We start from the raw sequence: 25,960 nt of genomic DNA, 5'->3' as shown, positions 1-25,960 counted from the left end.
TACCCCCGAACGGTAACCGGCTGGTACGACACGCGTCGCCCCGCCCCGCCCCAGCTGCGCGAACACCGCCCCCGAACCCCGGACCGGGCCGGACGGGTCGGGTCGGGTCAGTCCCAGGCGGTGCCGAGGGTGGCGAACTGGTCGGCGTACTCGATCTGGTCCGACCAGTGGGTCGGCCAGGCGGACATGCCACGCTCCGCGCCCAGGAACGCACCGGCCAGCGCGGCGATCGAATCCGAGTCACCGGCGGTGGTGGCCGCCCGGGCCAGCGCGGTCACCGGGTCGTCGCGGTGCCACAGCGCACAGAGCAGCGCCGTGACCAGAGCCTCCTCGGCGATCCACCCGTCACCGGTACGCCCGCACGGGTCGCCACCATCGTCGGGTGCCGCCAGCGCCGCGTCGAGCCGGTCGAGGGCGGCCAGGCACTCGTCCCAGCCCCGGGCGATGAACGACGTCGGATGGTCGACGCCGGGCCGTTGCCACAGGTCACCCAGCCAGTCGCCCCGGTAGACGGTGCGTTGCTGACGCGCCCGCTGTCGCAGCAGGGCCGGCACCTCGGTCAGGCTCGCGCCGTCCCGGAGCACCCGTACGGCGTACGCGGTCAGTTCACTGGCGGCCAGACCGGTCGGGTGACCGTGGGTAAGCCCGGCCTGGAGCTGGGCGACCCCGGACAGGGTATCCAGGTCGTAGTCGGGCACCAGCCCGACCGGCGTGACCCGCATGTTGGCCCCGCACCCCTTCGAGCCGGCGACGGTCGCCTGCTGCCAGCGCGTACCCCGGGCCAACTCCCCGCACGCCCGCAGGCAGGTCATCCCCGGTGCCCGGTTGTTGTCCGGACTGACTGCCCAGGCCAGAAAGCGCTCTCGGAGCAACGGTTCCAGGATCTGTGGCGTGGCGGCCGACGCCTCGTGCAGCGCCCAGCCGACCGCCAGTCCCATCTGGGTGTCGTCGGTGACCAGGGCCGGCTGACCGGTCAGTTCACGTGGTCCGCCCGGGCCGTAACGTCGCTCGATCTCCGCGACGGTCAGGAACTCGGTCGGTTTGCCGAGTGCGTCGCCGTAGGCCAGTCCGAACAACGACCCCGAGGCAGACTGCTTCGCCACGACTCCGTCAACCGGTCCGGTGGACTGCTCGATCATGGCGGCCATGATCTCAGACCCCCGCCACCGGGACGGTCCGACGTACGGCTACCGGAAACCCTGCTCTCCGGCGAGTACGGCGTCCAGCCACCGCTCGTACCAGGACAGGAAATCCGGGTCCGGGGAGAAGCTCGGGCTGCTGTGGACGGGAACGCTGCATACCCGTCCCCGGGCTGCTCCGGTGACCACGAGCACGGAGAAGTGGCCGCATCCCTCGTGGCCGAGGGCAAGAACGCCACGGTACGGCTCGTCGTCATCGGACAGGCCGACCTCGGCCCACCAGTCCCGGTAGCCCCGACCCGGCTCGGCCGGAAACGGGGTGGCCAGCACGTCGTCCTCGGCTACCCACAGCGCCTCGTTCCACCCGTCCAGCGGCAACAGACCGTAGCCCGGCCCGGCCCCACCGTACGGTCCCGGTCCACCATGGCCGATCTCCGTCAGGAACCTGCGGTAGTCGGCTGGCAGCGTCACGCCGTGCCGACGTTCGAAGGCGACGACCTCGTCCTCCGACAACGGTGGGCCGAGCTGGAAACGGTGGCTCCCCACACCGAACATGACCGGTTCACCGGGCATGGCCGCCGCCCGCGCCAGCTTCCGCGTGACCCGACCGATACGTTCCGCGAGTTCCGGCTCCTGGCGCATCGTCATCCCGTCGTCGTACGGACCGGTCGCGGTCAGAAGTCCGGTCGCGGTCAGAAGTCCGGTCGCGGTCAGAAGTCCGGTCGCGGTCAGAAGTCCGGTCGCGGTCAGGAATCCCAGAGCAGGCAGAACGGGTGGCCGACCGGGTCGGCGTAGACCCGGAAGCCACCGCCCTCGCCCGGCAGCCGCCTCGCACCGAGGGCGAGCACCTTGGCCTCGGCCGCCTCGACGTCGTCCACCATGACGTCGAGATGAAGTTGCTGCGGGCGTTCGGGGTCGGGCCAGCGGGGCTCGCGCAGCCCGGGGGCCTGCTGGAAGGCGAGTCGGGCCTCACCCTTCCGGCCGCCGATCACCACCCACCCACCGTCGTCGGAGGTCACCGGCAACCCCAGCAACTCGCTGTAGAACTCGGCCAGGGCGCGTGGCTCCGGACAGTCGATCACTACTGTACGCAGTTTTCCTATCATGTCCGAACCTCTGCCCGCCCGGGCCGGTGGCTAATCCTCGTACAGGCGGCGACCGGCGTCCCGGCAGGCGGTCAGCACCGCGCGGACGTACTCGGGGGTGGCACCGGCCAGCCCGCAGGCGGGGGTGACCACGACCTGTTCGGCCAACTGGCGGACGGGGAACCCGAGGCGACGCCAGAGTTGACGTACCCGGTCGGCGACCTGGGCCGAGGTCGGTGGGCGACCGTTCGGCGGTGCCACGCTCGGCGCGGCACCGACCAGCAGGCCGAGGCCCGCGTCGATGGCCTCACCGATCGGGTCGAGCTTCCTGACCAGGTCCAGGTCGAAGGCGACGGCGACCGCGCCGGCGGTACGGATCAGTTCCAGCGGTACGTCCGGTGCGCAGCAGTGCACCACCACCGGTGTGTCGACCGCCTCGATCACCGTTGCCAGCATGGCGCGGGCGGTGCCCGGCTCGACCGCCCGGTAGACGCTGAAGCCGCTCTCGGTCGGGATCTGCCCGGCCAGTACGGCCGGCAGCGACGGCTCGTCGAGTTGCAACAGTACGGTCGCCCGGGGCAGCCGCCGCCGTACGTCGGCGACGTGTATGCGCAGCCCCTCCGCCAGTGATTCGGTCAGGTCCCGTACCGCCCCCGCGTCGCGCAGCATCCGCCCGCCGATCGGCAGGTCAAGGTTGGCGGCGAGGGTGAACGGGCCGGCTGCCTGGACCTTGATCGGGCCGGCGTACTCCTCGGCCTGCTCGGTGAGCTGGTCGAGGTCCCGCTCCATCAGGTCGTGCGCGCGGCGCAGGTCCCGCCCCGGGCGGCCGGCGATCCGCCACCGGGCCGCGTACAACTCCACCGGTAGGTCGACCAGCAGGCTGGCACCGCGCCCGACGAGGTCTGCGCCCGGTCCCCGGGCGGGCAGTTCGGGCAGGTGCGGCAGGGCCGGCAGTTCGCCCAGGACGATCCGTTGGGCCTCGGCGATGTCGGTGCCGGGCAGCGAGCCGATGCCGGTCGCCGCACCGGCCGGCCACGGCCAGGCAGCAGCGGCAGTCCGGTCGTCCACAAGGTCGGGTACCGAGTCGTTCCCGGGATCGTTCACGGGCGAAGGCTAGCCGACGACCGGGTGGGTACGGACCCGGGTCGGCGGGTCGGGCACGTAGATCTTCCGAAATCCTCTGGCAGGATGCCGAGGATGACCGTCGAACCGATCGACCTCCGCGCCGCCCTGGCCAGCTTCGATGAGCTGTGGAGCCCACGTATCGTCACCCGGGTCAACGACTACGACGTCCGGATCGCCAAGGTTGCCGGCGAGCACCTGTGGCACCGGCACGACGACACCGACGAGTTCTTCCTGGTGCTCTCCGGCGAGCTCAGCATCGCGCTCCGCGACAATCCAGCCGGCCAGGTCGGGTCGTCGGCAACGCCCCCGGAACGCGTGGTCGTACTACCCCGGGGGTCCGTTTTCGTCGTCCCACGCGGCACCGAACACCGGCCGTTCGCCCCGGGGGGCGCTTCCATCCTGCTGTTCGAACCGACCGGCACGTCGAGCGTCGGTGACCACCACGAGGACGTTCCTGATCACGTGGACGCCACCACCGGGCACCCGCTGGATCAGCCGGTGATCGTGGCCGAACCGAGCACGACGTCACCGGCGGCATCCGGCCGGTAGACGACGATCGCCTGGCCGGCGGCCACCCCGCGCATCGGTCGGCGCAGCTGCGCGTGCAGCGTGCCGCCGTCCAGGTGTACGGTCGCCGGCACGACCTCACCGTGTGCCCGTAGCTGCACCTCGCACTCGATCGGCCCGGTGGGGGTCGGGCCACCGGTCCACACCGGGCGCTCGCCCCGGACCGTGGTCACCTCCAGCGCCTCGGCCGGCCCCACGGTCACCGTGTTGGTCTTCGGCGTGATCGACAGCACGTAGCGCGGCTTGCCGTCCGGGGCCGGTACGCCCAGCGCCAGCCCCTTGCGCTGGCCGACGGTGTACGCGTACGCACCCGCGTGCGCCCCCACCACCTCACCGGTACGGACGTCGACGACGTCACCCGGCGCCTCGCCCAGCCGCTCGGCCAGGAACCGGCGGGTGTCGCCGTCGGCGATGAAGCAGATGTCGTGCGAGTCGGGCTTGTCGGCCACGGCCAGTCCACGCTCGGCCGCCTCGGCGCGTACCTGCTCCTTGGTCGAGTCACCGAGCGGGAACATCGACCGGTCGAGCTGCTCCCGGTTGAGCACGGCCAGGACGTAGGACTGGTCCTTGGCCGCGTCGACGCTACGGCGCAACAGGCCGTCCGCGCCGAGCCGGGCGTGGTGGCCGGTGACGACCGCGTCGAAGCCCAGGGCGACGGCCCGGTCCAGGACCGCGGCAAACTTGATCTTCTCGTTGCAGCGCAGGCACGGATTCGGCGTACGACCTGCCGCGTACTCGGCGACGAAGTCGTCCACCACGTCCTCATGGAACCGGTCGGCCATGTCCCAGACGTAGAACGGAATGCCGATCACGTCGGCGGCCCGGCGGGCGTCCCGGGAGTCCTCCAGGGTGCAGCAGCCACGGGCCCCGGACCGGTAGGTCTGTGGGTTACGGGCCAACGCCAGGTGCACCCCGGTCACGTCGTGCCCGGCTTCCGCCGCCCGTGCGGCGGCCACCGCCGAGTCGACCCCGCCGGACATGGCTGCCAAGACCCTCACTGGTGTACCTCCCGCATCCGTCGAGGGTAGCCGCACCTGCCGGGTCAGCCCCGGGCGGACCTGATCACGCCGGCCCGGCGGGCCCGCTCGACCACGCCGGGCAGGGCGGCCACCAGCGCGTCGACGTCCCTGGTCGTCGAGTTGTGCCCGAGGGCGAAGCGCAGCGAGGACCGGGCCCGGTCGTCGTCGGCCCCCATCGCCAGGAGTACGTGCGACGGCTGGGCCACCCCGGCGGAACAGGCCGAGCCGGTGGAGCAGGCGATGCCCTGGGCGTCGAGGAGCAGCAGCAGGGCGTCCCCCTCGCATCCCGGGAAGGAGAAGTGGGCGTTGCCCGGCAGCCGGTTCACGGGATCACCGTTGTAGATCGCCTCGGGTACCGCCTGGCGTACCCGGGCCACCAGGTCGTCACGGAGCGCGGCGACCCGGTCGGCGTACTCCTGCTGGGTCTTGACCGTGATCTCGACGGCGACCGCGAAGGCGGCGATGCCGGCGGCATCGAGTGTGCCGGAGCGCACGTCCCGCTCCTGGCCGCCACCGTGCAGCACCGGGGTGCAGGCCACGTCCCGGCCCAGCAGCAACGCGCCCACCCCGACCGGGCCGCCGAGTTTGTGGCCGGTCACGGTCAGTGCGGCGACGCCGCTGGCGGCGAAGTCGACCGGTACCTGGCCGACGGCTTGGACGGCGTCGGTGTGGAACGGGATGTCGTACTCGGCGGCCACCGCCGCCAACTCCGCCACCGGCTGGACCGTGCCCACCTCGTTGTTGGCCCACATGGCGCTCACCAGGGCCACCTGGTCGCCGTGCTCGTCGAGTACGGCCCGCAACCCGTCGGCGCTCAGCCGCCCGGCGTCGTCGACCCGCAGCAGCCCCACCGAGGCACCCTCGTGCTGCTCCAGCCAGTGCACCGAGTCGAGTACGGCGTGGTGCTCGATCGCGCTGGCCACCACCCGGGTCCGGGTCGCGACTGCCGAGCGCCGGGCCCAGAAGATGCCCTTGACCGCCAGGTTGTCGCTCTCCGTACCGCCACCGGTGAAGATCACCTCGGAGGGTCGGGCACCCAGCGCGGCGGCGACCCGCTCCCGGGACTCCTCGACCCGGCGACGGGCGCAGCGGCCGGACGCGTGCAGAGACGAGGCGTTGCCGACCTCACGCGCGGTGGCGACGTAGGCCGCCAGTGCCTCGTCGAGCATCGGGGTGGTCGCTGCGTGATCCAGGTATGCCATCGCCCACCAGACTAGCCACCACTCGCTGCCCGGCGGACCACACCCGGACCACGTCGCGCCCCCGCCCTGGGGGGTGGGCGGGGGCGCGACGTGCGGGATGGCTCATGCGGCAGCAGGCAGCCGCGCCACCGGTCACTGAACCAACTGAACTACTTGCGCTTGCGGATCTCGTCCGTGGCCTGCGGTACGACCTTGAACAGGTCACCCACCACACCGAAGTCGGCCAGCTCGAAGATCGGGGCCTCGCCGTCCTTGTTGACGGCGACGATCGTCTTCGAGGTCTGCATGCCGGCCCGGTGCTGGATCGCACCGGAGATGCCCAGGGCGATGTACAGCTGCGGCGAGACGGTCTTACCGGTCTGCCCGACCTGGAACTGGTGCGGGTAGAAACCGGAGTCGACGGCGGCCCGGGAGGCGCCGACCGCGCCACCGAGCAGGTCGGCCAGTTCCTCGACCAGCTTGAAGTTCTCGGCGTTGCCCACGCCACGACCGCCGGAGACCACCACGGAAGCCTCGGTCAGCTCGGGCCGGGAGCCCTTCTGCTCGGCGACCCGGTCGACCACCTTGGCCAGCCGGTCGGTCTCGCCGAGCTGGACGTCGAGCTGCTCGACGGCCGGCGTCGCCGGGGCCGGGGCCGGGGTGACCGAGTTGGGGCGCAGCGTCACCAGCGGCAGTCCCCGGGTGACCTTGGACTTGACGATGGTCGAACCGGCGAAGGCGACCTGGGTCGCGGTGCCGTCGGCGGCCAGCCCCACGACGTCGGTGAGGATGCCGTTGTCGAGCTTGACCGCCAGCCGGGCTGCGATCTCCTTGCCCTCCTGGGTGGAGGCCAGCAGTACGGCCGCCGGCTGCACCCGCTTGACCAGCTCGGCCAGCACGGTCGCCTTCGGGGCGACCAGGTGACCGTCGATCTCCCCGCTCTCCGCGGCGTAGATCTTCTCGGCGCCGTACTCGCCGAGCTTCTCGCTCAGCGCGGCGACGGCACCGGGGCCACCGAGCACGACCGCGGCCGGGGTGCCCAGCTCACGGGCCAGGGTGAGTAGTTCGAGCGTGACCTTCTTGACGCCGAAGGCGCTGGTGGCTTCGACGACGACGAGAACCTCAGCCATGACTCAGACTCCTCACACGAACTTCTCGGTGGCGAGGAACTCGACCAGCTGCACGCCGCCGGAGCCCTCGTCGGTGATCTTCTCGCCGCCGGAGCGGGGCGGACGCTTGGCGTGCTCGACGACCGCGCTGGTCGCGCCGTCGAAGCCCACCTCGGTCGGCGCGACGCCCAGGTCGGCCAGGGACAGGGTCTGCACCGGCTTCTTCTTGGCCGCCATGATCCCCTTGAACGACGGGTAACGCGGCTCGTTGATGGTGTCCCAGACCGAGACCACGGCCGGGGTGGCGGCGGTGACGACCTCGTAGCCCTCTTCGGTCTGCCGTTCGATGGTCAGCGTCGAGCCGTCCACGGTCAGCTTGCGCGCGCCGGTCAGCGCGGCGATGCCGAGGCGCTCGGCCAGCATGTGCGGCATGACCTGGACCCGACCGTCGGTCGACTCCGAGCCGCAGAGGACCAGGTCGGCGTTGAGGGTACGCAGCGCGGCGGCCAGCACCTTGGACGTGGCCACGGCGCACGATCCGTGCAGCGCGTCGTCCACGACGTGCACGGCCTTGTCCGGTCCCATCGACAGCGCCTTACGGATCGACTCCGTGGCCTGGTTCGGGCCCATGGTCAGGACGGTGACCTCGCCACCGTGCGCTTCCTTGATCTTCAACGCCTCTTCGATGGCGTATTCGTCCATCTCGTTGATGACGTTGTTCGCCGAGCCGCGGTCGACGGTGTTGTCGTCACTACGCAGGTTGCGGTCCGCGCCCGAGTCGGGCACCTGCTTGACGAGTACGACGATGTTCATCGCGCTTCGACGACCCTCCTGTTGGTGTTGCTGTCCGCACCAGGTTCTGCGCAGCCTGCCGCGTTCCTTAACTTTCGGTCAACCTTGAGCGCTGTGGAGTTGCCCACGACGCCATGTTACCTGCCAGTAGCATTACGCTTCGCCGAGCCTCGGAGTGACACATTTCACCATGTCGAGTCTGCGGCGCGTAGAGTGCTGAGAGTGGGAGGTGTCATGACATGTCGGGACAATCTGCACGGCTGCCTGATCGACTCTCCCCCGCCGACCCGGCGCAGGAACGGTTCGACCCGGCAAGCAGCGCCGGCCCGGGCAGGAGTGCCGGGCTGAACGGGTCGGGCTGTCGCCCCGACGGGACACGGCATCATCGATGTGGCTGCGGTCGACTCCGGCACCTCTGCCTGCGCGACACCGTACGGGCGATCTGGCAGGTCGACTAGCGGACGTCACGGTCCAGCGGACGTCACGGTCCAGCGGACGTCACGGTCCAGCGGACGTCACGGTCCAGCGGACGTCACGGTCCAACTGGGCCCGAACTCACTCCAGCGGACGTCGCGGTCCGGCAGGACCCGAGCTCAGGCCGGCAGACCCAGCGCGGTCCGTACCTTCGCCACCATCGTGGCCTCGACCTCGTTGATCCCGTTCGCCGCCCGCCCGACCTGGTCGACCGCCTCGATCACGGTGGTGCGGTAGTTGTCGACCTCTGCCGGTGCCTTCGCCCGGAGGATCTCCACCGCGTTCCGCAGCGCGGGCAGCACCTCGAACTCGATGTCGGCCGGCGACTCGGTGGTCAACCTGGGCACGCCACCGGCGGTGAGCACCTCCCGGACCAGGCCGGATGCACTGGCGAACACGCCGGACGCGGCGAAGCTCTCCTTGATCATGTCAAGCAGCCCGGGGTCGGCGTTGGACACCAGGAAGACGGCCCCGAACGCGGCGGTCTTGACGACCTGCCTCTCCTCGTCCGTCAGCTGTTGATCCACAGTCATGGAGTGTAGACGTACGGAGTGGTCGTGGTGACCGTGACGAACCCGAGCCGGTGCAGGATCGGTCGGCTGTTGTCGGAGGCGTCGACCTGCAACAGGGTGAATCCGCGCAGGTCCGCCAACCGTGCCCGATGGGTGACCAGCGCACGGTAGATCCCCCGACCGCGCCACTGCGGGCGGGTCGCCCCGCCCCACAGTGAGGCGAACCGGGTGCCGGGGTGGTAGCGCACCCAACCCGCACTCAGCACCTGCCCGGACTCGACCTCCTCGGCCACCACCACGGTCAGCCCCTCGCCGGGGGCGGCCAACTCCTTCTCCAGCGCGTCGACCAGGCCCGAACGGTCCTCGTTCCAGACCGCAGCCTCCATCTCCGCGATCCGGTCCAGGTCCACCCGGGCGGTCACCTCACGCAGTCGTACGCCGTCAGGCAGCACCGGAAGTACGGCCGCCAGCGGTGCGGCCGGGCCGATCACGACGGTCTCCTGCTCCCGTGGCTCGAACCCGGCGGCCCGTAGCCGGTCCCCCAGATCGGCCGGCTGGTCGTGCTCGACCAGCTTCCACTCGACCTCCTCACCCCGCCCCGCGAACACGTCCCGCTGTCGAACGATCAGCTCGTCCAGCGCGGAACCGGTCAGCCCGGCCAGGTCCCGGTAGGTGATGAAGCCTCCCGGGTTCAGGCCGACGATCCGCACCAGCGGGCCGTCCCGCTCGACGGTGACACCCGCCGGTACCGGGTCGGGCACCTCCGGCCGGAGTTGTGCGTCGTACGCGGCCCGGAGGGAGGAAATGTCGAGATCAGCCACCCGGCTAGGTTACGACCGCCGTCGACCGGATAATTCCGGATCGTGTTTGCGGCGATCAGGCGATGGTTCGACCCGGAGGAGGTACGCCGGGTCGGTACCGCCCCGGACTACCGCTTCTCACTGGCCAACGAGCGCACGTTCCTCGCCTGGCTGCGTACCGGACTGGCGTTGATCGCCGGGGGTCTCGCCGTCGCCCAGTTCCTTCCGCCACTGCGGGTGGCGCACGCGCGCGAGGCGATCGCCGTGGTCCTGCTGCTGCTCGGCGGGTCGGTGGCGGTGGGGGCGGTCGTCCGCTGGGGCCGTACCGAGCGGGCCATGCGGCTCGGGCAGGAACTGCCCATGACACGCCTGCCCGCCGTACTGTCGGCCCTGGTGGGCCTGGGTGCACTGGTGCTGCTGGCGCTGGTGCTGCTCCCGTCCTCCGGTGGCAGGTGAGCCCCCCACCCGTACCGTCGACCGGCGGCTCCGAGCCGGAGCCGCCGGCGGAGGGCGGCAAGCCCGGCCTGGTCGCCGAACGCACCCGACTCGCCTGGCAACGGACGAACCTGGCGACCCTCGTCGTGACCCTGCTGGTCGCGCGGCTGGCACTGTCGAAGGGCATCGCAGCGGCACCACTGACGGCAAAGTTGATCGCTGTTGGCGCGCTGGCCGCCTGGCTCACCATGGCCCTGGTCACGCTGCCCCGGGTCACCGGCCGGGCCAGGCGACACACCGACGGTGGAGGGCCGGCACTGCCGACGGCCGCCCTGGTCACCGTCGGTTACGCCGTACTCGGACTGGCGCTGATCCTGTTCACCGATGGGCTGCGCTGACCGGGTAGGTCATGATTGACGGATGGCCCGCCTGTACGCGCTCCTCTTCATCGTGCAGATCATTCTCGCTGTCTGCGCCCTGATCAGCTGCCTGTCGGCCGAGGAAGGTGACATCCGCGCCCTGCCCCGGCTCGTCTGGGTGCTGATCATCCTGTTCTTCCCGTTGATCGGCTCGATCGCCTGGTTCCTCGCTGGCCGGCCGGTACCGTCCGGCCTGCCCGGCAGACCCGGCCAGGCGGCAACCGGTTGGCGGGCGACCGGCGGCTCCCCGGAGAAACGACCCACCCGTCCGGTCGCTCCGGACGACGATCCCGAGTTCCTACGTTCACTCGACGCCCAGCGGTCGACGCAGGACCAGGAGATGTTCAGGAAGTGGGAGGAGGACCTGCGTCGCCGCGAGGACGACCTGCGTCGCCGGGAGGCGGGTGACCCGCCCCGCGACGACACCACCCCCAGCAACGGGTGACCCGGCGACATCACACCCGGCAGTGACCGACAGGGACCGGCAGGGCTGACGCCGGGTGGGAACGCCGTGACCGTCAGCGGTCGGTTCCGACGTTGCGGTACGCCGACGGCTGGCGGCGCTACCCGGTGCCCGGATGACTGCCGGGGCAGGCCGCGTCGGGATCGATGGCTCGCATGACGCGCTGACCGATCTCCCGCAGCTGACGCTGCTGCCCCTTGGTGAGCGGGTCGAAGACGAGGCGGCGGACCGTGTCGACGTGTCCGGGCGCGGTTTCGACGACCTTCGTCCAGCCGTCGTCGGTGAGTACGGCCAGCGTGTAGCGGCCGTCCGTGGGGTCGGGGCGGCGACGCACCCAGCCACGTCTCTCCAGCCGGCCGACCACCTGGGAGAGTCGGGACAGCGAGCCTTCCGCGAAGGCCGCGAGTTCACTCATCCGCATCGTGCGCTCGGGGGACATGGAAAGTCCGGCCAGCACCTGGTACTCGAAGTGGCTGATCCCGGCGTCGCGCTGTAGTTGCGCGTCCAGCGCGCCGGACAGCCGGATCAGCAGCCCGAGCAGCGCGATCCACGTCTGCTGCTCCCCGTCGTCCAGCCAGCGTGGCTCCTCCGCGCGTTCCATGCCCCCAGCATAACTTCACGGCTGAAGTGATCCAGCCGACCGATTACTTGAAGGTTGAAGTAATCGGCGCTAGCTTTTACTCAAAGCTTGAAGTCATCTAGCGGCCGGAGGGCCCCGTGGAAATCGTTCTGTGGATCATTGCTGGCCTGCTGGCCGTCGCCTTCCTGTTCGCCGGAGCGGCGAAGGTGCTGCAACCGAAGGAGAAGCTGGCGGCCTCCGGCATGCACTGGGTCGAGGGGACCAGCGCCGGCTCGGTCAAGCTTCTCGGCGGACTGGAGGTGCTGGCCGCGATCGGACTGATCCTGCCGGCCGTCCTCGACATCGCCCCGGTGCTCGTACCACTGGCCGCGCTCGGCCTGGTCGTGGTCATGATCGGCGCGATCGTCGTGCACGCCCGCCAGAAGGAGGTCCAGGCGATCGTGATGAACATCGTCCTGCTCGTACTGGCGGCTGCGGTCGTATGGGGTCGGTTCGGCCCGTACTCCTTCAGCTCCTGACCCGAAAAGCGGACAACCGACGTCACCCGGCCCTTCCGTTGGGCACCCGTACGGGAACAGCGGAAGGGTCGAAAACCGACCCGGACCTACCGGGCCCCGACGCCGAATCGCACGGTAAATCGATCGCCCCCGTCATTTCCCTCGCCACCCGACTCGATTTCCGGGACAGGACATCCACGAACCCACTGCCCCACCGACCCGGGAAATGGTCGACCTCTGCCGATGCCGGTCCGGCCGGATACTGGCCCCAGCGACCGAACCGCCGAATGTGCCCCTATGATCGCGGTGGCTATCGATCGTCCCGCGTGTGCAACTGTCCGGGAGATCGCGGATGGATCGGCCTCTAACAGACCGGGATAGCGATGAATCTGCGCATCGGGCGGAAGCCCAGGACCGAGCCTCAGAACGACACCGCGACAACGGCGACGGACGTGGCCACCGACACCGACGCTCCACCGCGCTGGAAGCGACTGCCGCGACCGAGCCGGCTCGGCCTGGTCACCTACCTGCTGGCCCAGCTCGTGCTGCTCTTCTGGTGGATGGCCTACTACCCGGCCCTGTTCACCCCGGATTCGCTGAACTACATCGCCCAGTCGACCACGAGCAACTGGAACACCCACCACCCGATCAGCTACACCGCTCTGGTCTGGTTGTCGCTACAGCTCACCGGTGGGGTCGGTGCGCTCACCCTGGTGCACACCATCACGATGGCGGCCGGGCTGGCGTACGCGGTGACCGGGCTGCGGCGGTTGGGCGGGCCGGGCTGGCTCTGGTCCGCCGTCGCGGTCGTCATCGTCGCGCTGCCGCCGGTCGGCACGTTCGTGATGTGCCTGTGGAAGGACGTCGCGTTCGTCATCTGCCACATGTTCGTGATCGGCACGATGGCCCGGCTGGTGGCCCACCGGCGAGCCGGCGGAGCACCGGCGTTCCCCCGCGCACTCGTCATCGCCCTCCTGGTGGAACTGACGCTGCTCTGCCTGTTCCGGCAGAACGGCTTCATCGTCGTGGCCGTCACGATCGCGCTCTGCATACTGCTGATCCGCGGCATCGCACTCCGGTTAATCGCCGTCGGTGGGACCGCGGTGTCGATAGCGTTGCTGACGAACTGGATGCTGCTGCCCGCGCTCGGGGTCAGCAAGAGCGAGTCGATCGTCGCCTACGAGGCATTCTTCTCCGATATCGCCATCGGGTACGGCAAGGCACCGGACTCGTTCCCGGAATCCGACATCGCCGTCATGACGAAGGTCGCACCGCTGACCCTTTGGCGGGATTCGGGAGACTGCCAGATCGTCGACACGACCGTCTACAGCCCCAACTTCGATCGGCTGGCGGCGTACGAACACAAGAGCGAACTGCTCCGGATCTGGTGGGACCTGACCCGGCGTTCCCCCGGCACCATCCTGGACGCGCGGATCTGCCGTAGCGCGCTGGCATGGCAGCCCACCTCGTCGGGTGTCCTCGTCCGTAACCCGACCGCCTGGGGCCTCCCGATCTACATCGACCGTAACCCGTTGTTCCAGCAGAGCCCGTTCCGTGACGCGGCCTTCAGCCGACCGATCAGCCAGCGGGCGAACACCCTGGCGGTCAAGCTCAACCGACACACCGTCGAACCGGAGTGGCTGCTGTGGCGGGGGGCCACCTGGAGCTACGTCGCGTACGTCGCCGTCGGTGTGGCCGCCTGGCGTCGCCGGGACCGTCGGATACTGGCCATGGCCAGCATCATCATCGGCAACCAGCTCTCCGTGTTGGCCGTGAACAACCTACAGGCCAGCCGGTACATGGCCGCACCGCTCGTGGCCGGCATCCTCCTGACACCCCTGCTGGTGGTACGTCCCCCGAAGGAGGACGACAGCGGGCCGGTGGCCGCCGACGGGGTCGGGGCCGACCGGGCCGCCGTGCCGGACCAGCGGATCACCGACGGCGAGGCCCAAAACGAGGCTGCTGCCGGTGCCGGTGCCGGTGCCGACACCAAGGTCGACACCAAGGTCGACACCGGCACCGACGGTGCCGTCGATCAGCCATCCACCACCGGCACCGGTCAGGCGTCAGGCCAGGTTGGATGAGCGGGGGTAGGCGTCGGTCGGGTCGGTGAGCACGTTGACCAGGTACGGCACCCCGGAGTCGAAGGCCCGGCGCAACGCCGGCTGGAGATCGGCCGCCTTCTCCACCGTCTCGCCCGCACCACCGAGCGCGGTCACCACGTCGTCGTAACGAAGCCCCGGTTGCAGGTCGGCCGCCACGTCGTAGCCGTACATGGCCTGCATCGGGTGCTTCTCCAACCCCCAGATGCCGTTGTTGCCGACGACGATGACGACCGGCAGGTTCTGCCGTACCAGGGACTCGACGTCCATCAGCGAGAAGCCGGCCGCACCGTCGCCCATCAGCACACAGACCTGGCGGTCCGGGTGGCTGAGTCGGGCACCCATGGCGTAGCCCATGCCGGTGCCGAGGCAGCCGTACGGTCCCGGGTCCAGCCAGGTGCCGGGCAGCGCCGGCTCCAGGTAGCGACCGGCGTACGACACGAAGTCGCCACCGTCGCCGATGGTGATCGCGTCCCGGTCGAGCACCTGGCGCAGTTCGCCGTAGATGCGGGCCGGGCGGATCGGGTCACTGTCGGCCGTCATCTCCTCGGCGTGCCGGGCCCTGGCCGCGTCCTCGGTCACCCGCAGGCCGGCGATCCAGTCGGTGTGGTCGGACCGGTCACCGGTGTAGTCGGCCAGCGCGGACAGGATCAACCGCAGGTCACCGGCGGGGCTGACGGCCGGCTGGACGTGACTTGCCCGCTGCTGCGGAGCGTCGACGATGTGTACGACCTGCGCGTCGCCGAAGTCGCCGAAGCTGAGCCGGAAGTCCAGTGGGGTGCCGACGACGACCACCACGTCGGCGCCCTGTAGTGCGGCACGGCGGGCCTTGGCGAAGGCCAGCGGGTGCTCGGGCGGCAGTGCGCCCCGGCCCATGCCGTTGGTGAAGACCGGCACCTGTAGCGCCTCGGCCGCCTCGCGGAGCGCGGCCACCGCGTCGGCGGCGTACACGTCCGAGCCGGCGATGATCACCGGCCGCTGGGCGGCGGCGATCAGCCGGGCCGCCCTGGCGACCTCATCGGCGTCCGGTTCGATGGGTGCGATCACCGGCGGTGCCGGCAGGTCGACCTCGGCGGTCGAGAAGACGACCTCCAACGGCAGGTCGAGGAAGGCCGGGCCACGGTGCGGGGTGAGCGCGGCGGTCAGTGCGGTCTGCATCGCGCCCGGGATGTCGTCGGTGGCGAAGACGGTGGCCGCATGCTTGGTGACCGGCGCGACCAGCGGCACGTGGTCGATCTCCTGGAGGCTGCCCGAGCCCCACCGGAAGGCCGGTGCCCGCCCCCCGAGCACCAGCACCGGGGACGCGTTGAAGTAGGCACTGGTCAGGCCGGAGATGCCGTTCGTGACCCCGGGTCCGGCGGTCAGCACGGCCAGGCCGGGGCGGCGCTGAAGCTTGGCGACCGCCTCGGCGGCGAAGACCGCCGACTGCTCGTGCCGCACGTCGACGATCCGCATGACCGGCTGCCCGTCGGCGTCGGCACCGGCCCGGTGTGCGGCATCGTAGAGCGGGAAGACGTGGCCGCCGGAGAGGGTGAACATCTCGCGGACGCCGTACGCCCGCAGGGCCGCGAGGACCAGGTCGCCGCCATTGCCTTCGATCCGCTCCGTCATCGTCGCTCCCATCGTCGGCGGGTGATTGGCCGGCATGTTACCGGCCAGTTGGAGAATGCGAGAAGTATTCACCCACCGCCTCGCCGGCCCGACCCCGACCCGCCGATCGGGAGCCGCCGGGCCGGCGAGGCGACGAATCGACGGGTCCGCGAGTCGGGGATCGGGGATCGGGACGGGGCGGCGGCCTACCGACGGGTGAAGCTGCGACTCACCGGCCGGTGAACTTGGGCTTGCGCTTCTCGACGAATGCGGCCATGCCCTCACGCCGGTCGTCGGTGGCGAACAACGCCGCGAAAAGCTGACTCTCCCAGGCCAGGGCCGAGGCGAGGTCCATCTCCAGGCCACCGTCGATCGCCAGCTTCGCCGCCCGCAACGCCTGAGCCGGTCCGGAGAGGTACGGCCGGACCAGCGCAACGGCCGCGTCGTAGACGTCGGCGGCGGGCACCACCCGGTCGACGAGTCCGATCCGCAGCGCCTCCTGCGCGTCAACCATCCGACCGGACATGATCAGATCCTTGGCGCGGGCCGGGCCGACCAGCCGGGCCAGGCGCTGGGTGCCACCCGCCCCCGGGATGATGCCCAGTTTGATCTCGGGCTGGCCGAGCTTGGCGTCCTCGGCGACGACCCGCCAGTCACAGGCCAGCGCCAGCTCGCAACCGCCGCCCAGGGCGTATCCGGTGATCGCGGCCACCACCGGCTTGGGAATCCGGGCGAAGGCACCGAGGGCGCTGGACAGGTCGGCCGACCGTTCGGCCATGTCCACGTACGACATCTCGGCCATTTCCTTGATGTCGGCACCGGCGGCGAAGACCTTCTCCCCGCCGTACACGATGACCGCACGGACGGCGGGATCGGCGGTGGCCTCGGCCGCCGCAGCCCGCAGTTCCTCCTGCAACTGGGTGTTGAGCGCGTTCATCGGCGGCCGGTCCAATCGAATCGTGCCGATGCCGTCATTGATCTCCAGTCGGACGAATTCGCCCACGCTGCACCTCCACGTCGAGTCGCATGTCACAGTAACGTCCCAGGTTCGTTGGGTAGGTTGTCCGGTAGCGGAACGATCGGACCGAAGATGATCACCTACTACGACGACCGAACGGTACGGGTCACCTCGGAGGCCATCCGCGTCCAGGGACGCAGCTACCCGCTGCGCGGGCTGGCCCGGGTCTGGCACCAGCGCGGCCGGCGTTCCTGGCGGGCGCTGGCAGGTCGTGGTGCCCTCGGCGCGGCCCTGATCGGCCCGGTCGTGGCCGCCGTCATCGGACTCGTCATCGCATTGGGGATCGACGCCTCGCTCACCGTCACGATCACCCTGGTGGGCATCGCCTGCCTGATCGGGCTCGCCGCCGGGCCGATCGCCGACCTGCTGCTGGAGCGCCTCGACCGGTCGTACGCCCGGGGTGCGCACGACCTGGAGATCTGGGCCGACTTCCAGGGACGTACGGTTCTGCTGCTGCACACCCGCGACGCACTCCGCTTCGGCCAGATCTACCGTGCCCTGCAACGGGCGCTGGAGAGCACCCAGCCGGTCCGGCCCCGCCCATAGCTTCGCCCTGCTGTCAGGAAGGCGGCATCCTTGACTTCGCTGGCGACTCCACCGCTGTTCGCGGCGCTGGGCAAGGCCCGCAACGTCCTGATCGCCGGAGCCGGCGGCGGCTTCGACATCTACGCCGGCCTGCCCCTGGCCGTGGCGCTGCTCGACGCCGGGACCCGGGTACACCTGGCCAATCTGTCCTTCACCCAACTGGAACTGCTCGACCTCGACAGTTGGCTGGCCGCGAACTTGACATCCTCTCCGCCCTAAAGGACGGAGATTCCCTCCACGCTGCGCGTGGACCGCGCGGCGTCCGGGTGGGTTACCGCTTCGCCGCGCGGTGCCGGGACGGGTCCCGGTCTTACCTGCGCTCCACGGTCGTTTGAGTTGTCCGCCTGTCCGGCGGCCAACACGTTGATGGCGGCGTTGACGTCCCGGTCGTGGGCTGCCCCGCAGGAGCAGTCCCATACTCGCACGTTGAGCGCCATCTTTTCGTTGATCCGGCCACACTGCGAGCACATGCGGGTGGACGGGAAGAACCGATCCACCCGGCCGAACGTCCGCCCGTACCGGGCAGCCTTGTACTCCAACATGCCGGTAAAGCTGGCCCACCCCGCGTCGTGCACGGACTTCGCCAGCCGGGTCCGGCCGAGACCGACCACGCACAGGTCCTCGACATAGATCGCTTGGTTGTCGCGAACTATCCTCGTGGACAGCTTGTGCTGCCAGTCCCGCCGGGTGTCGGCCACCCGGGCGTGCGCCCGTGCGACCTTCACGACGGCCTTTCTACGGTTGGCCGAGCCCTTCTGCTTGCGTGAGAGAGCCTGCTGCAACCGCTTGAGCTTGCGGGCCGCCCGACGCAGGAACTTCGGCGTGGCCACCTTCGTACCGTCGCTGAGCACCGCGAAATGGGTCAGCCCCAGGTCGATCCCGACTTCGGAGTCGACCTGCGGCGACGCTTCGTCCGTCACCCGCACGACGAACGAGGCGAAGTACCGCCCGGCCGTATCCTTGATGATCGCCACGCTGGACGGGTCTGAGGGGAGGGACCTAGACCAGCGCACCGTCAGGTCGCCGATCTTCGGCAGCCTGAGTCGGCCGTTGTCCAGGATCTTGAACCGGGAGTTGCGGGTGAATCGGATGGCCTGCCGATTGTCCTTGCGCGACCGGAACCGAGGCGGGGCGACCTTGCGGCCCTTGCGCTTGCCCGAGACCGAAGCGAAGAAGTTGCGGTACGCGGTGTTCAAGTCCGCCAACGCCTGCTGCAACACCACGCTGGAGACCTCGCCCAGCCACGCCCGCTCCGGCCTCAGCTTGGCCTGCGTGATGACCCGCTTGGACAGCTCGGCATCCGAGACGTACGGCAAGCCTTGCTCGCGGGCCTCCTGTCGCAGGCGCAACCCGTCGTTGAACACCACCCGCGCACACCCGAACGCCCGAGCCAGCTCGATCCGCTGGCCCGGCGTCGGGTACACGCGGAAGTTGAACCGGAGCTGCACGAGAAGCACCGTACCCATGTTGGCCTATGGCAGACCTTGAAGGCATCCGGCATCGGGTTTCCCGCCACGATCCCGTGCACTGGTAGGCACTGTGTTTTTGCGATGCACGTCCACTTGCTTTCGTGACGAGGTTCCGGCACAAGGTGTTCGCCGACCGGCACCTGTCCCGGATGGAACAGATCATACGAGGCCGGCCTGGGCACTCCCGAGGAGGACATGACGAGCCTGGCCGCGGTGGCCGGGCTCGACGTTCCGATCAAACTGGTCACCTGTCTCGGGTTCGGCATCGACGCCTACCACGGGGTCAACCACGCCCAGGTGCTGGAGAACATCGCCGCCCTCGATCGGGACGGGGCGTATCTCGGTGCGCTGTCCATCCCCAATCACAGCCGTGAGGCCACCCTGTACCGGGACGCGGCCGCACACGCGCAGCCGCCACCCCGCTACGACCCAGCATCGTCAACGGACAGATCGCCGCCGCGACCCGTGGCGACTTCGGCATCGTCCAGTTCACCCGACGCAGTGCCCTGTTCGTCAACCCGCTCATGGCGATCTACTTCAGCTTCGACCTGGACGGACTGGCCAGCCACTCGCTCTATCTCGACCGGCTGGAGAACACGATCGGAATGCGACAGGTCAGCCGGCGCATCGCGGAGTTCCGCGAGGCGATCTCGCCCCGCGTCCCCCGAGCCTTCCCGCACTGACCACAGCCGCCGGCATCGCCACCACCGGTACGACCGTCAGCCGCCACCGGTACGACCGCGCCACTTCCACAACCGTCAGCCAACACTGCCGAAGGTCCCGGCGAACAAGGGTCGAGATGCCCTGGTCGGCAGTCCACACCGGAGCAGACTGATCCTGAGAAGGGCGCGAGGACCGCAGGATCGCGCCGCCCGCTGACGCTCCCCGGGAGGTCAGGCATGTCAGGCACGATCGACCGGGCGTCGGAGCCGACGCGGCACCCCCTGCCGCAGACCCACCGCCGCAGCGCGACCGACAACGGCCTGCTCATCTGCGGTGTCCTGTCCCCACTGGTGTACGCCGTCACGACCATCGTCGCGTCGGCCCGGTGGGAGGGTTACAGCTCCACCGCACAGACCATCAGCGAACTGTTCGCCATCGATGCACCGGCGAGACCGCTCGTGGTGCCGCTCCTCCTCGCGCACGGCGTACTCCTGATCGCCTTCGCCTTCGGCGTCTGGCGAACCGCCAGCGGGAAGCGGACGTTACGGACGACGGCTGGTCTGCTGATCGCCAACGGTGTCGTCGGCCTGGTAGCGCCGGTCTTCTTCCCGATCCACCTCCGGGGTGTCGAGCCGACCCTGACCGACACCATGCATGCTGTCGTCACCGGCCTGATCGTCGTCCTCATCCTGCTGGCCGTCGGATTCGCAGCCGGCGCGTTCGGCCGGATCTTCCGGTTCTATTCGCTGGTCACGCTGGTGGCGCTGCTCGGTTTCGGCGCCCTGGCCGGCCTGGACGGACCCGAGTTGGCCGCCAACGAACCAACGCCCTGGCTCGGCGTGTTCGAACGCATCAACATCGGCGGGTACCTGCTGTGGCTGCTGGTGCTGGCCGTTGCGCTGCTGCGTCGGCCCACGCAGAACCCGCCGGGCCAACCCGCGTCAGCCCACGTAGGGCCTACCGGGCCAACCTCGGCTCACCCCGGGAAGGGCAGTCAGATCTCCCCCGGAAAGAGCAGGTTGAGCACCAGACCGACCAGCCAGATGTAACCGCTGCTGCACACCGCAGCCGTAGCCCAGGACAGCAGGCGCGGGTTCGTTTGCCGGCGCAGCGCGGACCTGACCAGCGGCACCGCCACCGCCAGCGCGGCCAGCAGCACCGCCGACCAGTGCACCAGCCCGAGTACGGCCAGCCCGATGGCTGTCCAGGTCAGCCAGCCTGGAACCACCGCTGGCGTAGCTTCGAGCGCCGGTATGGTGGGTGATCCGGTCAGCCGCGCCAACTCGTCCCGGGCAATGGCCAGTTCGGTTCTCGCCCGCTCGGCTGCGGTCGGCGGTGCCGGTGGCATCGGTACGGGCTGCCAACCGTACGGGACCGGGGGCCACTGCATCGGATAGTGCGCGGGATACGGCGTGGGCATGGGCGGTGGCGCGGGAGGCAACACCGTGACGGGCTGGTGCAGGGGCGGCTGGACCGGCCAGCCCCCCGATGCCGGTGGGATCGGCGTCGGCTGGGCCGGCACCGGGTACGGGTGTGGCACCACCGGACCAGGCTGCGGATACGGGACCACCTGCCCGGGGTACATCACCTGACCGGGGTACATCACCTGCCCGGGATAGGGCTGCGGGTACGGCATCTGGGCTGGCTGCGGATACGGAGGCAACTGGCCGGGCCGCCACACCACGGGCGCGGGCACCGGAGCCGGCGGTGGTGTCGGCGGCTCCGCAGGCAGGTTGACGATCCGCAACTGGGCACGCTGCACCCGACGGGCCGCGCCAGCGGCGGCAGCGCCGTGCGCCCGGCGAATCTGGCGTACGACCCGCGCCCGCCGCCGAGCCGACGCGAGGAGGTACGCCTCGTCGGCGGTGGCAACGACGCTGTCCGGTCCGGGAGGCTCGGTCGACCCGTCAGCTGCGGCAGGGCCAGTAAGCACAGTGGGTTCGGTCAGCTCTGCAGGCTCAGTGCGTGCGGCTGGTTCGGTCAGCTCGGCTGGTTCGGTCAGCGCGGCGGTCAACCGCTCGGCCTCGGTACGCCGCAGCCGGACCAGCCAGACCACCCCGACGGCGGAGGGTGCGCCGACGACCAGGAACAGGCCGGCCAGCGGGGCGAACCCGGGCAGCCCGTCCAACGCCGTGGTGGCGAGAAAGCCCAGCGGCGCGTTCACGGCGGCGTGCGCCAGGGCAGCGATGCCGAAGCCGGCGCCCAGCATCGCGAACCGGCGCCCCCGGCTCTGGTCGGTACGGATTGCGAAGTACGCGACACCGGCCCCGACCAGCGCGGTGAAGAACGGATGGCCGAACGCGCCAGGGACCAGGAACCGCAGCACCAGCAGGCGCGCCCCTTCGGCGACGTTGTCCGGCAACGTGTCGTCCGCGGCGGTCAGCGCATAGGTGACGTCCTCCACGATGGTGAACCCGATACCGATGATCGCGCCGTACACCGCCCCGCTAAAGACCGTACGCAGGTGTGGCCGGGCGGCCAGGATCAACAGCGCGACGCCGGCCCCCTTGACGATCTCCTCTCCGATCGGGGCGGTGATCGCCGCGCCCCAGTCGGAGGCGAACCACGGTGAGAACAGCTTGGCCAGGACATTGTCGGCGAACCAGTTGAAGAAACTGGCGAAGAGAATGGATACGGTCGCTCCCCAGGCGAACGCCATGATCACCAGCCACCACGGTCGACGTCCCACCTGGTCGAGGTAACGGACCAGCAGCAGCCAGGCGACCGTGTACACCACCAGCAGCGGAGCCGTCACCAGTGCCGTGACCGGCGAGAAGAAGGCGTACAGCCCCATGATCAGGACCGCGCCGAGCGACCCGATCGCCAGCGACACCACCAGCAGCCAGAAGGTCGGCACCCGGACCGGGGACCATGGGCGGCTCATGACGCGACCTCGATTTCGATGCTGGCCAGCGCGGCACTGACCGACGCGGGCAGAACGGCGCAGTTGGTGACCGGGGTGACCAGGGCGACGACACCGACCGAGTCGGCGGTCAGTACGGCGTAGCAGCCGTAACCCTCGTCGCTGTCCCAGCTGACCAGCGAACCCCGTTCGCCGGTGACTCCGGAGGTGGTACGCATCGGCTCGGGCCGACCGAGCAGCCGCAGACCGTCGTCCCGGTCGAGTTTGGTCCGGACGTGCTCGGTGTACGGTGCCGGGTCGCCCGGGAACGACTGGGCGGTCAGCCGGATCTCGACCCCGTCGGCCCGCAGCAGCACGTTGCCGCTGCCGGGGCGGGAGTCGGCCAGGTCGAGCCGGGAGCCGGCCGGAGGTTGGATCGTCGCGCCGTACCCGATGTCCAGCCGCTCGGTGAGCGGTGGCCCCTCGGCCGGCAGCGCGCACGACACCAGGCCGGGCACCAGAACCAGCGCACCCAGGCCGGTAAAGATCAGAAGTCCGTAAAGTGCGTTCTTCCACCCTGTCGCGGCCACCCGGGCAGGCCTCCTTTGTCACGTACGGCTGCCACGTCGTGTGCCGGCAGCGCGTACAGCGTGGCAGGTATCTGCTCGTCCGCCGCTGCCGGGGACCGGGCGGCATTGACAGGCAAGGTTAGCTGGAATGGTGGCCATCTATTACCGGGACGATTCGGTACAGGTGACCTCCGAGTCCGTCCGGGCCGGTGGGCACACCATTCCCATCACGGAGCTGACCTACGTCTGGCACGTCAGCCGTCGTGGCTCCGTACGCGAAGGCGGCCGGTTGGTGGGTCGGAGCGTACTCATCTTCCTGCTGTCGATCCCGCCACTGGTGGCGATCGTCTGCGTGGTCTCGCTGGCCTACGCCGCCCATGACCGGGGCGAGTGGCTGCTGGCCGGCACCATCCTGGCGGTGTGCCTGCTCGGGGCGCTGGCGCTGGCCCCGTTCCTGGAGGTGCCGCTCGGCTGGCTGGACCGCTCCTACGACAAGGGTGCCCGGATAAACGAACTCTGGGTGCAGCGCAACGGACAGGAGATCCTGCTGCTGAGCACATCGAACGCGTTGCGCTTCGGCCAGATCTACCGTGCCGTACAACGGGTCGTCGAACGGCACGGCGGGTAGCCGTCAAGCGGCTGGCTACGCGTTTGCGACCAGGATGACCGGCTCGTTGCGTACCGGGAAATTGACCGAGTCAAGGCCACAGGACCGGGGCGGATCAGGTGTCGTAGACGTCCTTGCGATGCCCGACCGCATGGATGGTCAACTCGTCGCCGTCAAGGCAGTAAAGAACCCGGTAGTCACCAACGCGCAGTCGACGCCCGGATCCGTCGCGCATCTCGGTCGAGTTCTGTGGGATGGGATCGGAGACCAAGCCGAGAATTGCGCCCAGGACGGCTAGAAAGACGTTGCGTGGCTGCTTGTGCAGCCAAACCAGCACGTCCCGGTCGACCTGGACTTTCACGCCGCCTCACCGCCGGCCCGGTCAGCCAGCAGCGCCTCAACCTCACGAGGATCGACCCCGAGCGACTCCAGGGCCGCCGACAGCGGCACGAACTGCCCGTCGGCACGGGAACGGGCGATCACCGCAGCGTCCCTGCGGTCCCGGAACGAGCTGATGCCGCTGGTCGGGGTGGCCGGGGCATGCCGGCTAACTGGCCGGTCCCGCGCCACGCACTACCGGCGTCGCCTAGGCGGCGGAACTCCGCGAGTTCCAGCCGACCCTCATCCCCGGGCTCATCCAGACCCGCGCATACGCTGAAGAGGTGATCCGCATCGGCCGGGAGACCGACCAGGAGGAGATCACTCAACGTGTCGAGGCGCGCCTCAAACGCCAAGAGGTGCTGACGACGCGCCAGTCACCGTTTCGACTGCATGCGATCATCACCGAGCAGGCTCTGATGCTGGAGGTCGGCGACGCCGGCGTTCGGCGCGAGCAACTGGATCACATCATCGAGGTCGCTGCGCTGCCCAACGTAACCGTGCAGGTCCTGACGCTTGCCGCCGGCGCCCACCTCGCCGTGCACGGCGGCTTCGATGTCCTGACGTTTGCCGATGGCGACCCACCACTTGGCTACATCGAGACCCTGGCGGGAGAATTGTTCCTGGAGTCGCCCGAGGAGATCCGGCGGCTCACAGGCGTGTTCGAGCACCTGCTCTCCCTGGCGCTGTCGCCCAGGGAGTCGCTCCGATTGATTCAGGAGAAGAAGGATGGACCCGGTTAAGTGGTTCAAGTCCAGCCGATCCGGCAACAACGGCGCTTGCGTGGAGGTCGCTCGACTGGGTGAGGACGCGATCGGGGTCAGGGACACCAAGGCCCGAGGGCAGGGGCCATTCCTGACGTTTACGCAGGCCGAGTGGGATGTGTTCATCGACGGCGCGAAGCTCGGCGAGTTCGACCTGACCGACTGACGTTGTTGGATGCCACGCCGAGCCGGGCGCCCCTTCGTCGCCGTCGACATCAACGGTGATCTCGACGAGGGTTTTGTCACCAGAACCAGTGATCGCCGCCGGCCTGGTGACCAAGGCGCACACGGCCGGAATGGCGTGTCGGGCGGTGGTGGCCGACTGTTCCTACGGCTATCACGATGACCTACGCGCCGAACTGCGGCAGGGTGGGTGGGGTTTCGTCATGGCCCTCAAACCCGCCCGTGACACCTGGCAGTACGGGGCGAGGCGTACACCCCGAAGGACGCGGCACGAGTGGTGCCCTGGAACGGCCCCGATGACCCCGGTTTAACCTCAATGAGTTTGTGAAGGTGAAAATTTTCACCAGCCGCCCACGGCCCTTAGAAAAGTGGTTGCTGGCCATAGCCAGATCTTTGCTTAGAATCATTCAAAAATGATACGACAGGGCACCCCATGATTAAGTTCACGAGATCGCGCCCTTCTTCACTTGCCCGCTGTCGCATGTTCACCCCGAGATGAGGGAGATCCTCGTCAGCCGCCAGACAAAGGTCGTTCGAGTCTCTCGCCTGACGATCGACTTCGGCTCTCACTATCGGCGATGCCAGTATCACTGACACCGAAGAGCGTGGCCAAATTTCCTTAGCCACCTGAAAGTAGATTTCGCGAACTCGATCGGCAGCATTGACTGCCGACGCCACATCCTTCTGCGCTACCACTTCCAGCGCATAAGCAACACTAGCAATGACATCATCTAAATAACCATGATATCGACCAAAATTGCCGGCACTCAATTCAAAGAGTGCATCAAGATTAGCTATCGCTCGACCAATTTCTTCACCGCCATCAGAGACACTTACCCCCAGACCACTCCAGCCAACCTCAAGAGCCGATCCAACGACACGCCGCACCTCTTCCGACGATGCCAGGCGCTCGCCAATCACCGAAACGCGCTGAGCGCAAAGCATAGCGAACACGGATATCCTGCGCTCATCGCAAAGCCTCCGAATCAAGAC

General features: G+C 69.2%; 32 protein-coding genes and 2 pseudogenes. 15 read left to right on the top strand and 19 right to left on the bottom strand.

The features are described from left to right. Nucleotides 1-107 precede the first annotated feature (107 nt). From ACFQ4H_RS10285 to ACFQ4H_RS10270, 4 genes are all read right to left on the bottom strand, one after another. The gene (locus ACFQ4H_RS10285) at nt 108-1,148 is read right to left on the bottom strand and encodes an ADP-ribosylglycohydrolase family protein (RefSeq protein WP_377569571.1); all 1,041 of its coding nucleotides are present in this window, start codon (nt 1,146-1,148) and stop codon (nt 108-110) included. Nucleotides 1,149-1,187: 39 nt separating this feature from the next. Next, nucleotides 1,188-1,787 carry an SMI1/KNR4 family protein gene (locus tag ACFQ4H_RS10280; RefSeq protein ID WP_377569569.1) on the bottom strand — a complete coding sequence of 200 codons (600 nt, stop codon included), beginning with the start codon at nt 1,785-1,787 and terminating at the stop codon, nt 1,188-1,190. Nucleotides 1,788-1,885: 98 nt separating this feature from the next. Then, complete coding sequence (locus ACFQ4H_RS10275) at nt 1,886-2,245, bottom strand: VOC family protein (protein ID WP_377569567.1); 360 nt, start codon at nt 2,243-2,245, stop codon at nt 1,886-1,888. A 30-nt stretch (nt 2,246-2,275) separates the two neighbouring features. Next, entirely contained in the window at nt 2,276-3,292 is a 1,017-nt protein-coding gene (locus ACFQ4H_RS10270; RefSeq protein WP_377569735.1) for a methionine synthase, read from the bottom strand. A 129-nt stretch (nt 3,293-3,421) separates the two neighbouring features. Between ACFQ4H_RS10270 and ACFQ4H_RS10265 the strand changes: the two genes are divergently transcribed. Continuing rightward, a complete protein-coding gene (locus ACFQ4H_RS10265) occupies nt 3,422-3,898 on the top strand; it encodes a cupin domain-containing protein (protein ID WP_377569565.1) in 477 nt (158 codons plus the stop codon). Here ACFQ4H_RS10265 and mnmA read toward each other — a convergent pair. The 4 genes from mnmA to ACFQ4H_RS10245 all read right to left on the bottom strand — a co-directional run bounded on the left by mnmA (nt 3,841) and on the right by ACFQ4H_RS10245 (nt 8,038). Continuing rightward, nucleotides 3,841-4,914 (bottom strand): tRNA 2-thiouridine(34) synthase MnmA, encoded by a 1,074-nt coding sequence (gene mnmA / locus ACFQ4H_RS10260; protein ID WP_377569564.1) that lies wholly within the window; start codon nt 4,912-4,914, stop codon nt 3,841-3,843. The genes ACFQ4H_RS10265 and mnmA overlap by 58 nt on opposite strands. A 44-nt stretch (nt 4,915-4,958) precedes the next feature. After that, complete coding sequence (locus ACFQ4H_RS10255) at nt 4,959-6,137, bottom strand: cysteine desulfurase family protein (protein WP_377569562.1); 1,179 nt, start codon at nt 6,135-6,137, stop codon at nt 4,959-4,961. A 149-nt stretch (nt 6,138-6,286) separates the two neighbouring features. Further along, nucleotides 6,287-7,246 carry an electron transfer flavoprotein subunit alpha/FixB family protein gene (locus ACFQ4H_RS10250; protein WP_377569561.1) on the bottom strand — a complete coding sequence of 320 codons (960 nt, stop codon included), beginning with the start codon at nt 7,244-7,246 and terminating at the stop codon, nt 6,287-6,289. Nucleotides 7,247-7,258: 12 nt separating this feature from the next. Beyond that, nucleotides 7,259-8,038: an electron transfer flavoprotein subunit beta/FixA family protein gene (locus ACFQ4H_RS10245; RefSeq protein ID WP_377569559.1), complete on the bottom strand. Its 780-nt coding sequence runs from the start codon at nt 8,036-8,038 to the stop codon at nt 7,259-7,261. Nucleotides 8,039-8,256: 218 nt separating this feature from the next. On the opposite strand from ACFQ4H_RS10245, the gene ACFQ4H_RS10240 reads away from it, so the two are divergent. Then, a complete protein-coding gene (locus ACFQ4H_RS10240) occupies nt 8,257-8,475 on the top strand; it encodes a hypothetical protein (RefSeq protein WP_377569557.1) in 219 nt (72 codons plus the stop codon). Between the two features lie 135 nt (nt 8,476-8,610). Here the strand turns inward: ACFQ4H_RS10240 and ACFQ4H_RS10235 are convergent, their stop codons facing one another. After that, the gene (locus ACFQ4H_RS10235) at nt 8,611-9,024 is read right to left on the bottom strand and encodes a hypothetical protein (RefSeq protein ID WP_377569555.1); all 414 of its coding nucleotides are present in this window, start codon (nt 9,022-9,024) and stop codon (nt 8,611-8,613) included. Beyond that, a complete protein-coding gene (locus ACFQ4H_RS10230) occupies nt 9,021-9,824 on the bottom strand; it encodes a GNAT family N-acetyltransferase (RefSeq protein ID WP_377569554.1) in 804 nt (267 codons plus the stop codon). The genes ACFQ4H_RS10235 and ACFQ4H_RS10230 overlap by 4 nt, the downstream gene beginning before the upstream one ends. Nucleotides 9,825-9,866: 42 nt before the next feature. On the opposite strand from ACFQ4H_RS10230, the gene ACFQ4H_RS10225 reads away from it, so the two are divergent. From ACFQ4H_RS10225 to ACFQ4H_RS10215, 3 genes are read left to right on the top strand one after another with little or no spacing between them, the layout of a single operon-like run. After that, entirely contained in the window at nt 9,867-10,259 is a 393-nt protein-coding gene (locus ACFQ4H_RS10225; protein ID WP_377569552.1) for a YidH family protein, read from the top strand. After that, complete coding sequence (locus ACFQ4H_RS10220) at nt 10,256-10,636, top strand: DUF202 domain-containing protein (protein ID WP_377569551.1); 381 nt, start codon at nt 10,256-10,258, stop codon at nt 10,634-10,636. Before ACFQ4H_RS10225 ends, ACFQ4H_RS10220 begins: the two co-directional genes overlap by 4 nt. Before the next feature lie 22 nt (nt 10,637-10,658). Further along, entirely contained in the window at nt 10,659-11,102 is a 444-nt protein-coding gene (locus tag ACFQ4H_RS10215; RefSeq protein WP_377569550.1) for a PLD nuclease N-terminal domain-containing protein, read from the top strand. A gap of 118 nt (nt 11,103-11,220) precedes the next feature. Here the strand turns inward: ACFQ4H_RS10215 and ACFQ4H_RS10210 are convergent, their stop codons facing one another. After that, entirely contained in the window at nt 11,221-11,721 is a 501-nt protein-coding gene (locus ACFQ4H_RS10210) for a MarR family winged helix-turn-helix transcriptional regulator (RefSeq protein ID WP_377569548.1), read from the bottom strand. A gap of 116 nt (nt 11,722-11,837) precedes the next feature. Here ACFQ4H_RS10210 and ACFQ4H_RS10205 point away from each other — a divergent pair, with 116 nt between their 5' ends. Together ACFQ4H_RS10205 and ACFQ4H_RS10200 are read left to right on the top strand one after the other, a co-directional pair. Continuing rightward, nucleotides 11,838-12,218, top strand: a complete 381-nt coding sequence (locus ACFQ4H_RS10205; protein WP_377569547.1) for a DoxX family protein — start codon at nt 11,838-11,840, stop codon at nt 12,216-12,218. 362 nt (nt 12,219-12,580) lie between these two features. After that, nucleotides 12,581-14,281, top strand: coding sequence for a DUF6020 family protein (locus ACFQ4H_RS10200; protein WP_377569546.1), 1,701 nt, complete (start codon nt 12,581-12,583; stop codon nt 14,279-14,281). On the opposite strand, the gene ACFQ4H_RS10195 is transcribed toward ACFQ4H_RS10200, so the two are convergent. Further along, a complete protein-coding gene (locus ACFQ4H_RS10195; protein WP_377569544.1) occupies nt 14,264-15,910 on the bottom strand; it encodes an acetolactate synthase in 1,647 nt (548 codons plus the stop codon). The two genes, ACFQ4H_RS10200 and ACFQ4H_RS10195, sit on opposite strands and share 18 nt — an antisense overlap. Nucleotides 15,911-16,118: 208 nt before the next feature. Continuing rightward, on the bottom strand, nt 16,119-16,892 hold the full coding sequence (locus ACFQ4H_RS10190; RefSeq protein WP_377569542.1) for an enoyl-CoA hydratase/isomerase family protein: 774 nt from the start codon (nt 16,890-16,892) through the stop codon (nt 16,119-16,121). A gap of 87 nt (nt 16,893-16,979) precedes the next feature. On the opposite strand from ACFQ4H_RS10190, the gene ACFQ4H_RS10185 reads away from it, so the two are divergent. Both ACFQ4H_RS10185 and ACFQ4H_RS10180 read left to right on the top strand, forming a co-directional pair. Beyond that, nucleotides 16,980-17,453: a DUF6232 family protein gene (locus tag ACFQ4H_RS10185; protein WP_377569540.1), complete on the top strand. Its 474-nt coding sequence runs from the start codon at nt 16,980-16,982 to the stop codon at nt 17,451-17,453. Between the two features lie 30 nt (nt 17,454-17,483). Then, nucleotides 17,484-17,711 carry a hypothetical protein gene (locus tag ACFQ4H_RS10180; protein WP_377569539.1) on the top strand — a complete coding sequence of 76 codons (228 nt, stop codon included), beginning with the start codon at nt 17,484-17,486 and terminating at the stop codon, nt 17,709-17,711. On the opposite strand, the gene ACFQ4H_RS10175 is transcribed toward ACFQ4H_RS10180, so the two are convergent. After that, complete coding sequence (locus ACFQ4H_RS10175) at nt 17,708-18,940, bottom strand: RNA-guided endonuclease InsQ/TnpB family protein (RefSeq protein WP_377569537.1); 1,233 nt, start codon at nt 18,938-18,940, stop codon at nt 17,708-17,710. The genes ACFQ4H_RS10180 and ACFQ4H_RS10175 overlap by 4 nt on opposite strands. 545 nt (nt 18,941-19,485) lie before the next feature. Here ACFQ4H_RS10175 and ACFQ4H_RS10170 point away from each other — a divergent pair. Beyond that, nucleotides 19,486-19,644, top strand: coding sequence for a hypothetical protein (locus ACFQ4H_RS10170; RefSeq protein ID WP_377569535.1), 159 nt, complete (start codon nt 19,486-19,488; stop codon nt 19,642-19,644). A gap of 216 nt (nt 19,645-19,860) precedes the next feature. Next, a complete protein-coding gene (locus ACFQ4H_RS10165; RefSeq protein ID WP_377569534.1) occupies nt 19,861-20,673 on the top strand; it encodes a DUF998 domain-containing protein in 813 nt (270 codons plus the stop codon). On the opposite strand, the gene ACFQ4H_RS10160 is transcribed toward ACFQ4H_RS10165, so the two are convergent. Beyond that, on the bottom strand, nt 20,619-22,508 hold the full coding sequence (locus tag ACFQ4H_RS10160) for a PrsW family intramembrane metalloprotease (RefSeq protein ID WP_377569532.1): 1,890 nt from the start codon (nt 22,506-22,508) through the stop codon (nt 20,619-20,621). The genes ACFQ4H_RS10165 and ACFQ4H_RS10160 overlap by 55 nt on opposite strands. After that, nucleotides 22,505-23,056 carry a hypothetical protein gene (locus ACFQ4H_RS10155; protein WP_377569531.1) on the bottom strand — a complete coding sequence of 184 codons (552 nt, stop codon included), beginning with the start codon at nt 23,054-23,056 and terminating at the stop codon, nt 22,505-22,507. The genes ACFQ4H_RS10160 and ACFQ4H_RS10155 overlap by 4 nt, the downstream gene beginning before the upstream one ends. A gap of 127 nt (nt 23,057-23,183) precedes the next feature. On the opposite strand from ACFQ4H_RS10155, the gene ACFQ4H_RS10150 reads away from it, so the two are divergent. Then, the gene (locus tag ACFQ4H_RS10150) at nt 23,184-23,663 is read left to right on the top strand and encodes a DUF6232 family protein (RefSeq protein WP_377569529.1); all 480 of its coding nucleotides are present in this window, start codon (nt 23,184-23,186) and stop codon (nt 23,661-23,663) included. Between the two features lie 94 nt (nt 23,664-23,757). Here ACFQ4H_RS10150 and ACFQ4H_RS10145 read toward each other — a convergent pair whose 3' ends face one another. Next, nucleotides 23,758-24,003: a type II toxin-antitoxin system RelE family toxin gene (locus ACFQ4H_RS10145; protein ID WP_377569527.1), complete on the bottom strand. Its 246-nt coding sequence runs from the start codon at nt 24,001-24,003 to the stop codon at nt 23,758-23,760. After that, a pseudogene (locus ACFQ4H_RS10140) lies at nt 24,000-24,158 on the bottom strand (prevent-host-death family protein); the annotation flags it as partial. The gene ACFQ4H_RS10145 and the pseudogene ACFQ4H_RS10140, both read right to left, overlap by 4 nt. Nucleotides 24,159-24,244: 86 nt before the next feature. On the opposite strand from ACFQ4H_RS10140, the pseudogene ACFQ4H_RS10135 reads away from it, so the two are divergent. The 3 genes and pseudogenes from ACFQ4H_RS10135 to ACFQ4H_RS10125 form a co-directional block, all read left to right on the top strand. Then, nucleotides 24,245-24,763 (top strand): annotated as a pseudogene (locus ACFQ4H_RS10135) (DUF5753 domain-containing protein); the annotation flags it as partial. Then, the gene (locus ACFQ4H_RS10130) at nt 24,750-24,950 is read left to right on the top strand and encodes a DUF397 domain-containing protein (protein ID WP_377569525.1); all 201 of its coding nucleotides are present in this window, start codon (nt 24,750-24,752) and stop codon (nt 24,948-24,950) included. The pseudogene ACFQ4H_RS10135 and the gene ACFQ4H_RS10130, both read left to right, overlap by 14 nt. 55 nt (nt 24,951-25,005) lie before the next feature. Next, a complete protein-coding gene (locus ACFQ4H_RS10125) occupies nt 25,006-25,278 on the top strand; it encodes a transposase (RefSeq protein WP_377569523.1) in 273 nt (90 codons plus the stop codon). Nucleotides 25,279-25,327: 49 nt separating this feature from the next. Here ACFQ4H_RS10125 and ACFQ4H_RS10120 read toward each other — a convergent pair whose 3' ends face one another. Then, complete coding sequence (locus tag ACFQ4H_RS10120) at nt 25,328-25,921, bottom strand: hypothetical protein (protein WP_377569521.1); 594 nt, start codon at nt 25,919-25,921, stop codon at nt 25,328-25,330. Nucleotides 25,922-25,960: the final 39 nt, after the last annotated feature.

Source organism: Micromonospora sonneratiae (assembly GCF_042679305.1).
Classification (GTDB): Bacteria; Actinomycetota; Actinomycetes; order Mycobacteriales; family Micromonosporaceae; genus Micromonospora_H; species Micromonospora_H sonneratiae.
The sequence above is the reverse complement of the archived record's forward strand: the minus strand, read 5'-3'. Positions and strand labels throughout refer to the sequence as shown.

Coding starts and splice junctions, on each gene's coding strand:
- ACFQ4H_RS10165 (WP_377569534.1), top strand. CDS start 19,861: ATGTCAGGCACGATCGACCGGGCGTCGGAGCCGACGCGGCACCCCCTG.
- ACFQ4H_RS10170 (WP_377569535.1), top strand. CDS start 19,486: ATGGCGATCTACTTCAGCTTCGACCTGGACGGACTGGCCAGCCACTCG.
- ACFQ4H_RS10280 (WP_377569569.1), bottom strand. CDS start 1,787: ATGACGATGCGCCAGGAGCCGGAACTCGCGGAACGTATCGGTCGGGTC.
- ACFQ4H_RS10200 (WP_377569546.1), top strand. CDS start 12,581: ATGAATCTGCGCATCGGGCGGAAGCCCAGGACCGAGCCTCAGAACGAC.
- ACFQ4H_RS10185 (WP_377569540.1), top strand. CDS start 16,980: ATGATCACCTACTACGACGACCGAACGGTACGGGTCACCTCGGAGGCC.
- ACFQ4H_RS10150 (WP_377569529.1), top strand. CDS start 23,184: ATGGTGGCCATCTATTACCGGGACGATTCGGTACAGGTGACCTCCGAG.
- ACFQ4H_RS10275 (WP_377569567.1), bottom strand. CDS start 2,245: ATGATAGGAAAACTGCGTACAGTAGTGATCGACTGTCCGGAGCCACGC.
- ACFQ4H_RS10245 (WP_377569559.1), bottom strand. CDS start 8,038: ATGAACATCGTCGTACTCGTCAAGCAGGTGCCCGACTCGGGCGCGGAC.
- ACFQ4H_RS10240 (WP_377569557.1), top strand. CDS start 8,257: ATGTCGGGACAATCTGCACGGCTGCCTGATCGACTCTCCCCCGCCGAC.
- ACFQ4H_RS10255 (WP_377569562.1), bottom strand. CDS start 6,137: ATGGCATACCTGGATCACGCAGCGACCACCCCGATGCTCGACGAGGCA.
- ACFQ4H_RS10130 (WP_377569525.1), top strand. CDS start 24,750: ATGGACCCGGTTAAGTGGTTCAAGTCCAGCCGATCCGGCAACAACGGC.
- ACFQ4H_RS10235 (WP_377569555.1), bottom strand. CDS start 9,024: ATGACTGTGGATCAACAGCTGACGGACGAGGAGAGGCAGGTCGTCAAG.
- ACFQ4H_RS10160 (WP_377569532.1), bottom strand. CDS start 22,508: ATGAGCCGCCCATGGTCCCCGGTCCGGGTGCCGACCTTCTGGCTGCTG.
- ACFQ4H_RS10210 (WP_377569548.1), bottom strand. CDS start 11,721: ATGGAACGCGCGGAGGAGCCACGCTGGCTGGACGACGGGGAGCAGCAG.
- ACFQ4H_RS10215 (WP_377569550.1), top strand. CDS start 10,659: ATGGCCCGCCTGTACGCGCTCCTCTTCATCGTGCAGATCATTCTCGCT.
- ACFQ4H_RS10195 (WP_377569544.1), bottom strand. CDS start 15,910: ATGACGGAGCGGATCGAAGGCAATGGCGGCGACCTGGTCCTCGCGGCC.
- ACFQ4H_RS10265 (WP_377569565.1), top strand. CDS start 3,422: ATGACCGTCGAACCGATCGACCTCCGCGCCGCCCTGGCCAGCTTCGAT.
- ACFQ4H_RS10250 (WP_377569561.1), bottom strand. CDS start 7,246: ATGGCTGAGGTTCTCGTCGTCGTCGAAGCCACCAGCGCCTTCGGCGTC.
- ACFQ4H_RS10285 (WP_377569571.1), bottom strand. CDS start 1,148: ATGGCCGCCATGATCGAGCAGTCCACCGGACCGGTTGACGGAGTCGTG.